The following is a 13722-nucleotide window of genomic DNA, read 5'->3' on the forward strand; positions in this document are numbered from 1 at the left end:
AAAACAATAGATTACAGCGCCTTCATCGTGCCTTTCGGCAGAACGGCAGCTACGAAGTCACGTTTGATTACCACTTCGGTGGTGTCGTTCAGTGCGATAGCAATGTAGCCAGTGTCTGCTACTTTGGTCACGCGGCCGATCAGACCACCATTGGTCAGCACTTCATCACCTTTGGCGATGGAGTCCATCAGCTTTTTATGCTCTTTCGTGCGTTTTTGCTGCGGGCGCAGGATCATGAAGTAAAAAATCAGACCGAACACCACCAGCATCGGAATCAACGTCCACTGGCTTTGGGCTGCCGGTGCGCCTGCTGCTGCTACCGCATCAGAAATAAAAAAGCTCATTCAAATTCCCTCATTATTAAATTAATCAACGTTCAAAGGTGGTACAGACCGCCCCTGACGCTGGTAAAAATCCGCGACGAAGCTCTCTAATTTACCCTCTTCGATAGCCTTGCGTAAACCAGCCATTAAACGCTGATAATACCGCAGGTTATGAATGGTATTGAGACGCGCGCCCAATATTTCGTTGCAACGGTCGAGATGATGCAAGTAAGCAAGAGAATAATTGCGACAGGTATAGCAATCACACTCGCTATCAAGCGGGCCGGTATCGCTTTTATATTTCGCGTTACGGATTTTCACCACGCCATTGGTCACAAACAGGTGACCGTTACGGGCGTTGCGCGTCGGCATCACGCAGTCAAACATATCAATGCCGCGTCGCACGCCTTCAACCAGATCTTCTGGTTTACCGACGCCCATCAGGTATCGTGGTTTGTCTGCGGGGATTTGCGGGCAGACATGCTCCAGAATACGGTGCATATCTTCTTTCGGCTCGCCCACAGCCAGACCGCCGACAGCGTAGCCATCAAAGCCAATCTCTACCAGACCTTTGACCGAGATATCGCGTAAATCTTCGTAAACGCTGCCCTGAATAATACCGAACAGCGCGTTTTTGTTACCCAGCCCATCAAAACGCTCACGGCTGCGTTTCGCCCAGCGCAGGGACATCTCCATAGAGCGTTTCGCGTAATCCCAGTCCGCCGGATACGGCGTACATTCGTCGAAGATCATCACGATATCGGAACCGAGATCGTACTGAATCTCCATCGATTTTTCGGGATCGAGGAAAATAGGATCGCCGTTGATCGGGTTACGGAAGTGCACGCCCGCTTCGGTGATCTTGCGGATGTCGCCAAGGCTGAACACCTGGAAACCGCCGGAATCGGTAAGGATTGGGCCTTTCCACTGCATAAAGTCGTGCAGATCGCCGTGCAGCTTCATGATCTCCTGACCCGGGCGCAGCCACAGGTGGAAGGTGTTGCCAAGGATAATCTGCGCGCCGGTGGCTTCAACTTCTTCCGGCGTCATCCCTTTTACGGTGCCGTAAGTGCCTACAGGCATAAACGCGGGCGTTTCAACCACGCCGCGATCAAACACCAGACGACTGCGGCGGGCGCGTCCGTCAGTGGTATCCAGTTCAAATTTCATTTCTTCTCCAGCATCAGAGAAACAGTCTGATGATAACTATCCCGTTGCGGAATCACTCCACAACTTCGAATTAACCAATACGCACTCAAGGCGTATTGGCGCAGCCAATTTGGGCACGCACAGCGTGCAGCAACCGGAGCGTACACGCAGTACGTATAGCGTTGTTAAGGACGCTCTAAAATGGCTTGCGGATTGTACGTGATAAACATCGCATCCCCGTAACTAAAAAAGCGATATTTCTCTGCAACTGCGGCGCGGTACGCATTCATGGTGTGTTGATACCCGGCGAAGGCGGAAACCAGCATGATCAGCGTCGATTCCGGCAAGTGGAAGTTGGTGACCAGCGCATCAATCACCCGGTACTGGTAACCCGGATAAATGAAAATCTGCGTATCGCCGAAGAACGGCTCGATCAGATCTTTTTTTGCTGCCTGCGCGGCGCTTTCCAGCGAACGCACGGACGTGGTTCCCACGGCGACAACCCGATTGCCGCGCGCTTTTGCCGCCAGCACCGCATCAACAACCTCCTGCGGCACTTCGGCGTATTCGGAATGCATAATGTGGTCTTCAATGCTGTCTACGCGCACCGGCTGGAAAGTTCCCGCCCCCACATGCAGCGTCACAAACGCCATCTCGATGCCTTTATTACGCAGACGTTCCAGAAGCGGTTCATCAAAATGCAACCCTGCCGTCGGTGCGGCCACCGCGCCAGGCTTCTCGCTGTACACGGTCTGGTAGAGTTCACGGTCCGCGTCTTCATCCGGGCGGTCAATATAGGGCGGCAGCGGCATATGGCCGATTGCGTTAAGGATATCTAGCACCGGGCGTTCGTCGTGAAACTCGACTTCGAACAGCGCGTCATGGCGCGCCACCATCGTCGCCTGAATATCTTCCGCATCACCCAGCAGCAGTTCCGCGCCCGGTTTCGGCGCTTTAGATGCGCGAATATGTGCCAGAATACGTTTATCGTCGAGCATACGCTCAACCAGTACCTCAATCTTGCCGCCGCTGGCTTTACGGCCGAACAGGCGTGCAGGAATTACGCGGGTGTTATTAAACACCAGCAGATCGCCGGGGTTGAGCTTGTCGAGCAAATCGGTGAAAGTACCGTGCGTCAGCGCGCCTGTTGGGCCATCCAGCGACAGCAAGCGGCAACTGCTGCGCTCAGGCTGCGGATAGTGGGCAATCAGGGATTCGGGCAATTCAAAGGAAAAATCGGCAACGCGCATGACACTAACTCGATACATATTTAAGAGGCGGGTAGTCTAGTGCCCACGCCCCTTCGCTGCAACCGTTAGCCGCTTTTGGACAAACAATAAGCATGAATTTTTTAGCACACCTGCACTTAGCCCATCTTGCCGACAGTTCCCTGCCCGGCAACCTGCTGGCGGATTTTGTTCGCGGCAACCCACAAGACCTCTACCCGGTGGAGATCGTTGACGGGATCCAGATGCATCGCCGTATCGACGTCATGACCGACAACCTGCCGGAAGTCAAAACCGCCCGCGAGTGGTTCCGCCCCGAAACCCGCCGGGTTGCGCCGATCACGCTGGATGTGATGTGGGATCACTTCCTCTCCCGCCACTGGGCGCAAATCTCGCCGGATTTCCCGCTGGTGGATTTTGTTCGCTACGCCCGTGCGCAGGTGGCGACGATCCTGCCTGATTCTCCGCCGCGATTTGTTAATTTGAACAATTACCTTTGGTCAGAGCGCTGGCTGGAGCGCTACCGCGAGATGGCCTTTATCCAGAATGTGCTTAACGGCATGGCGAACCGTCGCCCGCGGCTGGACGCACTGCGTGACTCCTGGCAGGATCTGGACGCCAACTACGCCGCGCTGGAGTCGCAATTCTGGGCGTTCTATCCGCGCATGATGGCGCAGGCCAAAGATCAGCAGCTTTAACGCTTGCACTGTGTGGGCATTACGCTATTTTGGAAAGCGTAATTACAGAAGCAATCGATAGATAAAACCTATACCAGCGATTGTCAGTGGCGCTTTGAGCTACCCTACCCCTCTCCCTATACTGGCCCGCGTTGCGTTCTATTAACCTTGTAAATCACAGGAGTACATATGGTACTGGTTACTCGTCAGGCACCGGATTTTACTGCCGCAGCCGTTCTGGGCAGCGGTGAAATTGTTGAAAACTTCAACTTCAAACAGCACACCAACGGTAAAGCGACCGTGCTGTTCTTCTGGCCGATGGACTTCACCTTCGTTTGCCCGTCTGAACTGATCGCTTTTGACAAACGTTACGAAGAGTTCAAAAGCCGCGGTGTGGAAGTGGTTGGTGTCTCTTTCGACTCCGAGTTTGTTCACAACGCATGGCGTAACACGCCGGTTGAGAAAGGCGGTATCGGCGCGGTGAAATACGCGATGGTCGCTGACATCAAACGTGAAATTCAGCAGGCTTACGGTATCGAGCATCCGGACGCGGGCGTTGCCCTGCGTGGTTCTTTCCTGATCGACAAAAACGGCATCGTGCGCCACCAGGTCGTCAATGACCTGCCGCTGGGCCGTAACATCGATGAAATGCTGCGCATGGTTGACGCGCTGCAGTTCCACGAAGAGCACGGCGAAGTTTGCCCGGCTCAGTGGGAAAAAGGTAAAGAAGGGATGAACGCCTCTCCGGACGGCGTGGCAAAATACCTGAGCGAAAACGTCTCCAGCCTGTAATTGGCTGCATTGATAAAGGCCCGCACTGCGGGCCTTTTTTATGGAAAGCTGAAAACAACGCCCGGTGGGCGTCGTCATCAACAAGTTTGAATCGGCCTTATTGTCTTTGGATGGCAAACAAACTCTATGGGCCGCGGCTGCTTGTTAAGTTCCGGCACAGCGTTCAGGGGCGAAACCAATACCGCCCCCTTAACAAGCGGATCGTTATTCGCGTGCCTTCACTTCACGCCAGATACGCAGAGCCATCCATACCAGCACCGCAACCCCCAACAGTAAGACACCCCACACCAGCAAAGCTTTCCACGTCTGCTGGCGCTCTGCTGGTGATGTCGCCGTTAGCCGTTCCTCGCCGCCAAGCGCCACCCGATCCTGCACCTGCACTTCCGGTATCGCCGTAAGATCGAGCTGTTTACGCAACGCTTCCGGGATCAGGCCTTCCATTGTCACCGCAGCAGGCGCCGCTGCACGGTTACCCCACGCCAGCATAAACGGCCCCTTGCCCTGCGCATTAAAGACCAGCGATTGTCGGTCGCGGCTGCCGGTCACCTGCGGCAATGCTTCGGGTAAACGGGCATCAAGCGTGGTGATGCGCACCGCCTGCACGACATCGCCTGGCAGGCTGAGCGGCGCGGAAACACGCCCATTAAGCGCCCACAGCACCGTTTTACTTAACGGTTTCCACTCGCCATTGGCGCTGCTACGCCAGTCAATCGCCACCGGCAACACGCCCTCTTCAGCAAGCCTCACCGATAGCGCGCTTAATGGCTGCGGTTGCGTCCACTGATACTGTGCTTCGGTTGCGGAAATCCGTTGTTCGCGGCCTGCCATCTTCACCTGTTCCAGCGGTGTTGGCTCACTACCAGGTCGCGCGGTGACCTGCGTAATCGTCACTGGCAGGTTCGGAGTATCAAACACCATCAGCAAATAACGTACACCATCGGCAGGCATGGGCTGGTCGAGGTTAATCTGATCGAGCGTCAACCGATCGCTGCCGCTCGCCAGCTCCATCACTGGTATGTCTTGCTGCAATGTCGTCCAGTTGCGCATATCGCTGCTGAAAAAGAGCGTCACTTTGTCACGCCAGTTTTTTACGGGCTCCGACCAGGCCAGCTTCAGTTGCCCGAGAGTGAAGTTTTCTGGCGTATTTTCCGGGAACGCCAGCAAATAGCTCTGCCCGACCACCTCGTCGGGCTCGCCTTCAATACGAATATCGACGCCGGACGAGGAGTGCAAACGCACCACATTCTGCCCTTCTGTGCCAGTGTCAACTGGCGACGTATCCAGCGGGAACACGCGCAGCGCAACAGGCTCTGGCGCACGCGCGGTGGCACGCTGTGTTTCCAGCGTAAACGGCACACGCTCGCCATCGTGGTTAAACACCCGCACATCACGCAGATCCGGCCAGACGCTCTGCGCGTAAGTATCCTGTGGCAGATCGACGCGATACCAGGATGCCGGTTGCGATAGATCGAGTGTCGCGCCAAACGCGTAATCCTGCGGTGAATCCGGAACAGCTTCACTGCTTATCGCCGCGCCTGCAGTTGTCACCAGTGCGGCCAGTAGTAATCCATGCCACTTTTTCATTGCTCTTCTCCCTTGTCCTCTTCCCGCACGGCTTTTGGCGGCAGGGGTGAAAAATACCCCACAATCAGCACCAGAACCGCCACGCCAATAAAGGCAATTGCACGCGAAAGCCCACCGCCGCCGGCGCTGTCAACCAGCATTAATTTGAGCAGCACCACGCCCAGCAACACACTGCCGCACAACCACTGCTGGCGCGTATGCTGACGGGTGGCGCGGATCATCATTACCAGCGCGATCAGCATCCAGAACAGCGCAAAGCTGGTCTGAATCAATCGCGACTGCCACAGGCTTTCACTCTCCCAGGCCACGTCGCCGTAATAAGCCAGCAGGCGCAGTAACACACCGTTTAGCCACCAGAAACCAAGCGCCGCCAGCACCCACGGGCGCGCACGCCAGAGTTGCGGTGCAATGGCCGGATAGTGCGCTTCGGCAAAACGGCTGTACAGCCAGACGCCGAGCAGTGCAAACGCCGCGCCCTCTTCCAGCGGGTTAATAATCGGCAGATAGGTCATGCCCATCACCACCCCGTCGCTCAGATTGGCATACACCAGCAAACACAGCAGCACAGGGATCAGCGGTAATAATCCCAGCGCGCCATACAGCGCAGGCCAGACGCGCCACGGCCAGAACTGACGGCGAATAGCCGCCAGTGCCAACACAATCACCACACCACCCGCCGCCATGGGCAGCCCGAGCTGCCAGGGTTCGTTCCCCCACGCCAGCCCATCGACGAACCACCACAGCTCAGTACCTGCCGCCAGTAGCAACATCCATAACAACGCGATATGCAGCCCCTGCGACACCCGTGCGGGTATCGTTTCTTTCTCGCGATAAAGCAGCAGGAACGCGGCAGGCAGCGCAACACACCAGGCCAGATTCGGCCAGCCCGCTGCCAGCAGGTGCCCCTGGGTCATAATCTGCCAGACCAGCATGGCTGCCATTCCCGGCCATAACAGCCAGCGGGCGTAACCCAGTTCCGGCCACGACCAGCGCAAGCTGCCCGCACGCCATAACCATACGGAAAGCGCCAGCAACGTCAGCACGCCAAACCCATTGTCCACAGAAGATGGCAGCGCAGCCTGAGACGCCCCGCCGAGCGCAACGCCCCAAAACACGATGCCGCCCACCAGCAATAGCCAGCTTCCCTCTTGCCGCAGACCACGCCACAACCAGGAGGCTGCCAGCCAGCATGCGCTGAGCACGGCGAAGATCAGCAACGTCGACACGGCGTTAATGCCGTCCGCCGCCGCCCACAGCGCGCTGCACAACGCCAGCAGCAGTAAGGCGCTGCCGCTGTAGCTCATGCGGCGCAGATTTTGCTGCGCGCCGAGCCACAAAATCCCCAGCCCTTCCAGCGCCCAGGCCATCGCCGTCCAGCGCGCCGACAGCGCCAGCGGAATGGCGAGCGTGGCAAACGCGCCGCCGAGCGCCAGCGCCGCCAGTACCAGCGGTTTTGCGGTCGCCGGGAAGCGTTTAAGCGCCAGCATCGCCAGCGCCAGGTAGAAAAGACCAAAGCCCAGTGCGCTAAATGCCGGGCCATAATGCCAGTGTTGCGTGATGGCGTACTGCATGCCAAAGCCCGCCAGTGGCGGGGCAAAGAGTAAAACGCCGTCAATAATGCGCTCGCCCCGGCGCTGTGCGCGCAGCGAAAGCGCCACGCTGAGGACACCGAAGATGAGAATGTTAGCCATCAGGAACAGCTGGCAACTGAGGTAGAATTCCGGGCGATAATTATCCATTCCCCACAGCCCGGCAACGCCGAAAGTGAAGACCATGCCGAGCAGGTTCAATTCGCGCCAGTGCTGCCAGATACTGATGGCGAGAATGCCCACCGACAGCAGCAGGTAAAACGAGAACAACGCGACATGGCTGCCGCCGCCGGTAGAGAGCAGGATCGGCGCGAGATAGCCGCCAAGGCTTGCCAGCAACGCCAGGCTCAGCGCTTTTTGCAGTACCGCCAGGCCAACGCTCGCCGTACAGATAACAATTAACAGCACAAAGGCCAGCGTCATCGGCAGCATCTGCCATAAGCGAAACGCGCCAAAGACGGTGAGATAGAGTGCGCCAACCGCGCCGCCTTGCAGTATCAGGGCAAAGACCGTCTGTTTATGTCGCAGCCGCCAGCCAAGCCCGAGCAGCACAATCGCCACCAGCGCGACAGCGGCCAGCCGCAGTTCCAACGGGAACAACGCATATTCCACGGTGTAGCGCAGCAGGAAGGAGAGGCCGATAAACAGCAGGATAACGCCCAGTTTTGCCAGCGGGTTGCCCTGCATAAACCAGCGCACCAGCGACGTTACCATTCCCCACGATGCGGTTTCCGGTGTTTTTGTCGTTACGGCAGGTTCGTCAATAGCAGGCGCGGACATAACCGGCGCAGGTGTTTCGGTTTTGCGTCCCCACGGGTTTTCCGCCGGCGCGGTCGGTTCGACTTTTCGCCCCCACGGGTCTTCTACCGGCGTAACGGGTTGAGGGATTTCAACCGGTTCAATGGGATGCGCAATTTCAGCCGCCGCCACTGGCGTTGGTTCACGGCTTTCCGGCGTCGCCGAAAACTGCCGTTCCAGTATGCTCAGCCGCTGACGCAGTTGTTGCAGTTCATTCTGGGTGGCAATGCTGCGCCGCCAGGCGGTGATAGCCACAATGGGCACCACCACCAGTGCCAGAAACAGCACCACCACGCCAAAGAGTAAAAGACCATCCATGTACTATCGCCTTCGCTAAAGGGGAGACGTAATGCCCGCCCCTTTTCGCGTGGCGATTCAGGCGGCGGACCAGACAGATGCGCTAATGGCTGAAAGCGTCAGCACATCATCCTGTAGCGTACCTGTACCTTCCTGAAGCCGCCAGCTTTTCCCCCGTAACAGCGGTGAATCCTCCAGCACAACTTCACAGGCTTCTCCGCGGTTAATGGCGACCATAACCCGTTGCTGACGGTAAACGCGCAAAAATACCAGCACATTGTCGTGCGCGTAAATCACCAGACAGCCACCGTAGCGCAACGCTTGTGAACGTGAACGCAACTTCGCCATGCGCTGATAAAGCGCCAGCAGTTTGCCATCCTGGCGCTTTTTGTCCCACGGGAACGGCTTGCGGCAAAACGGATCGTTAGCGCCATCCAGCCCCACTTCGTCGCCGTAATAAATGCACGGCGTACCCGGCCAGCTAAACAGCCAGACCACCGCCAATGGTAAGCGCGCAATGTCATTGCCGAGCACGGTTTTAAAGCGCGGCGTATCGTGGCTGTCGAGCTGGTTAAACATGCGTAATTGCTGCTGATGCGACAACCCGGCGCGGTAGTTATCCATCCATGCCGCACAGGTTTGCGCATCGATTTTTTGCGGATCATAAGAGAGATCGGTCTTCGCCAGAAAAGCCCACACCGGCAGGGTAAAACCGCGATAGTTCATTGCCGCGTCTTCAGCATCCGCCTGCAACCACTGGCGTGCATCGCCAAAATGTTCGCCAAAGACATACGCCTGCGGCTGAGTCTCTTTCGCCGCCTGTGTAATGCCCGTGACATGGCGCAAATTGTTACGCGCCCCGCCATCTTCGCCCAGCATATGCACCACATCCAGCCGCCAGCCATCCATCTGCCACGGCGCTTTCAGCCAGTGGCGCACCACGCTCTCTTCGCCCTGATAAATTTCATCAACTAACGCGGGCGACTGGTAATCGAGTTTCGGCAGGCTCGCATAGCCCAGCCAGTCGCGGGCGTGGCCGTTCTCATCAAAACTGAACCAGCTACGCCAGCGTGAGTCCGGGTTGTGACAGGCTCCGCCCGTTGCACGGTTGTGCCGGTCGAACCAGGCGTGGGAATCACCGGTGTGATTAAAAACGCCATCCAGAATCAGCTTCATGCCTGCTTCGCGCGTGTTGTGCCGCAGGCGCAGCAACGCCTCATCACCGCCAAACTGCGGGTCAACATGGCGATAATCTTCGGTGTCATATTTATGTACGCTGGGGGCGACAAATACCGGGTTAAGGTACAGCGCGGTGACGCCGAGCTTTTTCAGGTACGGTAGTTTCTCGCTGATGCCGTCAAGATCGCCGCCATAAAAGGTCGAACCGCCCGCTTCACCAGTCAGTGGATCGTCCCATTCACGCATGACGATCGGCTGCCCGGCCGCATCGTGATGATAGATTTTGTCTTGCTCTTCGCCGCGCGGCAGGCTGCGGGCAAAGCGATCCGGGAAAATCTGGTAGAACACCTGATCCGCCACCCATTGCGGCCCGCTGTCCGGCACATCAATGGCGAACAACTCAAGCCGCGCGGGTGGAAAGTGGCTAAAGCCCTGCGGGGTAAACCAGAGCTGGCGGTTTTCCCATAGCAGCTTAAAGCTGTAGCGACGACGCGGCTGCCCGCTCGTCACATCAATCGCGGCACGCCAGACAGTCACACCATCGGCTGTTGGTTTGCGCGCGCGATGCATCACCACTGGCGTCTCTTCGTTATCGATTTCCGTCCGCAGCGTCACCCGCTCCGGCAGCGAAGTACCGGTTAACCAAAGGCTAATAACTAATTGATCCTGGTTCTGTTTCACAAACGGCGCGACGGGCAAATGCCATGCATTCAACATCAAAAAATCCCCTTTGCTCAAAATGACGCCACTCTTCCACAGCGATTCTCGCCCTGCCTCCTTCTTTCCACTTTTTTCGGGGGGTGAGAGAGAGGGCGCAGATGGAATTTGGCGAGAGGGTCGCCAGCCCTCACCGTGCAGCAGCCCGGAATCGCAGACAGACGCACTTGTATCTTGATAAAAACTATAGATGAATAAGTGATTTAAACTGAACAGCCACGCTGAGCCGGGAGAGAGAAAGGCTTTTTATGGCGTTTGAAAGAAGAGCGCGGAGGCCGCAGAGAGGCTAATGAATTCGCGGCTGCGTCATTGATACCGGCGCAAACCATCCTGCTTCAGGGAGAAAAATAACGGCCGCCAGTAACATCATCACCAGCGGCACAAGCGCTGCCGGATAAGCATACCGCTTATCCGGCACGGTTGGTTATCAGGCTTTGCGGCGTTTAAACATCCAGCCAATCAGCAGCAGCACAATCCACGCGAAACCGACATACAGCGAGATGCGGGTGTCCGGGTGCCAGCCAATCAGCGCGATAATAAACACGAGGAAAATCAGCCCGGCAACGGTAGTGGCCACACCGCCCGGAACTTTGAATTTCAGCGCTTTCACTTCATCAGCGGAGAGGCGGCGGCGGAAACCAATCTGCGAGAGCAGGATCATGATCCACACCCACACCGTGGCGAAGGTCGCCAGCGAAGCAATCACCAGGAAGACATTTTCCGGCATGATGTAGTTCAGATAGACCGCCAGCAGCAGCGCGACCGTCATCACCATTACCGTTACCCACGGAATACCGCGGCGCGAGGTTTTGGCGAACATCTTCGGCGCGCTTCCCTGCTCGGCCATGCCGTGCAGCATACGCCCGACACCAAACACGTCGCTGTTGATAGCGGAAAGCGAGGCGGTCAGTACCACAAAGTTAAGAATGCTGGCGGCAAAGGTGATGCCCATATGCTGGAAGGTCAGCACAAACGGGCTGCCGTCTGTTCCTACCTGGTTCCACGGATAAATGGACATAATCACGAACAGCGTCCCGACGTAGAACACCAGTATGCGCAGCGGCACTGAATTAATGGCGCGCGGGATCGACTTTTCCGGATCTTTCGCTTCACCGGCGGTGATACCGATGATTTCAATACCGCCGTAGGCGAACATCACCATTTGCAGCGCCATCACCGTGCCGAGCCAGCCATTGCTGAAGAAGCCGCCTTGGCTCCACAAGTTGCTGATGCCGGTCGGTTCGCCACCGTTGCCAATGCCCCAGATGATGATGCCGAAACCGGCGACAATCATGATGATGATCGTGGCGACTTTGAAGAACGAGAACCAGAATTCCAGTTCGCCGAACACCTTCACGCTCATCAGGTTAATGGCGCAGATAATCAGCACCACGCTCAACACCCAAATCCAGTGCGGCACCGTCGGGAACCAGACGCCCATATAGATGCCGAAAGCGGTCACATCGGCAATGGCGACAATCAGGATTTCAAAACAGTAGGTCCAGCCGGTGATATAACCAGCCAGCGGGCCGAGGTTTTCCTGCGCGTAGCGAGAGAAGGAGCTGGCAGAAGGGTTATGCACGGACATTTCGCCCAGCGCACGCATAATGATATACGCGGCGACACCGCCAATAATGTACGCCAGCAGCACGCTTGGCCCGGCCATTTTGATGGCGTCTGCGGAGCCGTAAAACAGCCCGGTGCCAATCGCTGAACCCAGCGCCATAAAGCGAATGTGGCGGGTGCTTAGCCCACGCTTCAGCTTATTAGTACTTTCCATCGTTTCCACTGCCATTATTCAACACAAAAATAAAAAACCACGGAGCGCGTACCCCGTGGTTAAACAAACCGTGTTTGCTGCTGTTAATGCGCGCTGGAAGTCACTTGCCGTCCGGCGGCGCGATCCCAGATTGCAGCCAGAATCACCATCACCAGACCCGGCATCAACCAGGCCAGTCCCTGCTCCGCCAGCGGCAAGCGCTGTGTCCAGGCAGGAAGGTGTTCAGCAAACGCGGAGGCTTTCACGCCGTCAAGGATACCAAAAAGCAGGCTGATAAACATGGTCGGTGCGATAACGCGTGTTGAACTGTTCCAGAAGGAGCGGGTAAAACTCAGCACCACCAGTACGATACAGGGCGGGTAGATCATCGTCAGCACCGGAATCGAAATCTGAATCAGGTGGCTCAACCCGAGGTTGGACACCGCCATCGAGAAGATACCCAGAATAAACACCAGCGCACGATAAGAAAGCGGCAGATACTGCGCGAAAAACTCGGCACAGGCGCAGGTCAGGCCAACCGCCGTCACCAGGCAGGCGATGAAAATCAGCGCCGCCAGCAGGAAGCTGCCCGCACCGCCAAAGGTGTGCTGAACGTAAGCATGCAGAATGGCAGCGCCATTGGCAGACTGTTCAACCAGCGAAGAGCTGTCTGAACCCAGATGGAACAGCGCCAGATAAAGCAGCGTCAGACCCACGCCCGCCATCAGGCCAGCCCAAACGGTGTAACGGGTCAGCAGACGCGCTTCGGTCACGCCGCGCGAACGCGCCGCGTTGACAATCACAATGCCGAAAACCATCGCGCCCAGGGTGTCCATCGTCAGGTAGCCGTTGACGAAACCGTTGGAGAAAGAGGCGTTCTGGTAGGCGTCCAGCGCATGGCTGATGGAACCCGCCGGCCAGACAATCGCGGCGATCGAGAGGATAGTCAGCGCGATGATTTTCAACGGGGCAAGGAAGTTACCCACGGTATCAAGCAGTTTGCCCGGATAGAGCGACACCAGGATCACCAGCGCGAAGTAAACCACGCTGTAAATCAGCAGCGGCATTGCGCCTTCGCCAGTCAGCGGTGCAATCCCGACTTCAAACGAGACGGTTGCCGTACGCGGCGTCGCAAACAGTGGCCCAACTGCCAGATAGCAAACCGTCGCCAGCAGAACACCCGCCACTTTACCAATCGGTGTGCTCAGGCTATCGACGCCACCACCCACTTTCGCCAGCGCGACAACGGTGAGCACCGGCAAACCCACAGCGGTAATCAGAAAGCCAAACGCCGCCGTCCAGACGTGTTCACCCGCCTGTAAGCCGACCATCGGAGGAAAAATGATGTTACCTGCGCCTACGAAGAGGGCAAAGGTCATAAAGCCCAGAGCAACTATGTCTCGTGGTTTTAAGTGATGGGTCATAAGTTTTACTGCCTGTGGATGTGGTGTCGTAAAGTGATGAATTATTGGCCTTTCCCGACCGAACAATAAAACGCCAATTGCGTGAAAAATCAGCGGGAAATGCTTTATGTACAACGTGGCGAAGAATAGTTTTTCGATTTACCACGTAAACACAGTCGGTCTGACAATGTATGGGGCGCAATTTAAACGCTTATAACGTTTAAAGGCA

The 13722-nt window shown here is 56.8% G+C and carries 10 protein-coding genes; 2 read left to right on the forward strand and 8 right to left on the reverse strand.

The features are described from left to right. Window positions 1–11 precede the first annotated feature (11 nt). From yajC to queA, 3 genes are all read right to left on the reverse strand, one after another. Entirely contained in the window at window positions 12–344 is a 333-nt protein-coding gene (yajC, locus tag O3S68_RS12060) for a preprotein translocase subunit YajC (protein WP_020456740.1), read from the reverse strand. 21 nt (window positions 345–365) lie between these two features. Further along, the gene (gene tgt / locus O3S68_RS12065; protein WP_269231585.1) at window positions 366–1493 is read right to left on the reverse strand and encodes a tRNA guanosine(34) transglycosylase Tgt; all 1128 of its coding nucleotides are present in this window, start codon (window positions 1491–1493) and stop codon (window positions 366–368) included. Window positions 1494–1657: 164 nt separating this feature from the next. After that, complete coding sequence (queA, locus tag O3S68_RS12070) at window positions 1658–2722, reverse strand: tRNA preQ1(34) S-adenosylmethionine ribosyltransferase-isomerase QueA (RefSeq protein ID WP_045509280.1); 1065 nt, start codon at window positions 2720–2722, stop codon at window positions 1658–1660. Window positions 2723–2814: 92 nt separating this feature from the next. On the opposite strand from queA, the gene acpH reads away from it, so the two are divergent. Beyond that, window positions 2815–3396, forward strand: coding sequence for an ACP phosphodiesterase (acpH, locus tag O3S68_RS12075; protein WP_269231586.1), 582 nt, complete (start codon window positions 2815–2817; stop codon window positions 3394–3396). Between the two features lie 168 nt (window positions 3397–3564). Further along, window positions 3565–4167 (forward strand): peroxiredoxin C, encoded by a 603-nt coding sequence (locus O3S68_RS12080; RefSeq protein ID WP_017458841.1) that lies wholly within the window; start codon window positions 3565–3567, stop codon window positions 4165–4167. Window positions 4168–4371: 204 nt separating this feature from the next. Here O3S68_RS12080 and O3S68_RS12085 read toward each other — a convergent pair whose 3' ends face one another. The 5 genes from O3S68_RS12085 to brnQ form a co-directional block, all read right to left on the reverse strand. Next, window positions 4372–5751 carry a DUF3999 family protein gene (locus O3S68_RS12085; RefSeq protein ID WP_269231587.1) on the reverse strand — a complete coding sequence of 460 codons (1380 nt, stop codon included), beginning with the start codon at window positions 5749–5751 and terminating at the stop codon, window positions 4372–4374. Further along, the gene (locus tag O3S68_RS12090; protein WP_269231588.1) at window positions 5748–8456 is read right to left on the reverse strand and encodes a DUF2339 domain-containing protein; all 2709 of its coding nucleotides are present in this window, start codon (window positions 8454–8456) and stop codon (window positions 5748–5750) included. The genes O3S68_RS12085 and O3S68_RS12090 overlap by 4 nt, the downstream gene beginning before the upstream one ends. A gap of 57 nt (window positions 8457–8513) precedes the next feature. Next, entirely contained in the window at window positions 8514–10331 is a 1818-nt protein-coding gene (gene malZ, locus O3S68_RS12095; protein ID WP_269231589.1) for a maltodextrin glucosidase, read from the reverse strand. Window positions 10332–10758: 427 nt separating this feature from the next. Continuing rightward, entirely contained in the window at window positions 10759–12111 is a 1353-nt protein-coding gene (gene proY / locus O3S68_RS12100) for a proline-specific permease ProY (protein WP_045509295.1), read from the reverse strand. A gap of 83 nt (window positions 12112–12194) precedes the next feature. Next, a complete protein-coding gene (gene brnQ / locus O3S68_RS12105) occupies window positions 12195–13514 on the reverse strand; it encodes a branched-chain amino acid transporter carrier protein BrnQ (protein ID WP_097406309.1) in 1320 nt (439 codons plus the stop codon). Between the last annotated feature and the right edge of the window lie 208 nt (window positions 13515–13722).

The sequence above is a fragment of the Kosakonia sp. SOY2 genome, from assembly GCF_027109175.1.
Taxonomy (GTDB): Bacteria; Pseudomonadota; Gammaproteobacteria; order Enterobacterales; family Enterobacteriaceae; genus Kosakonia.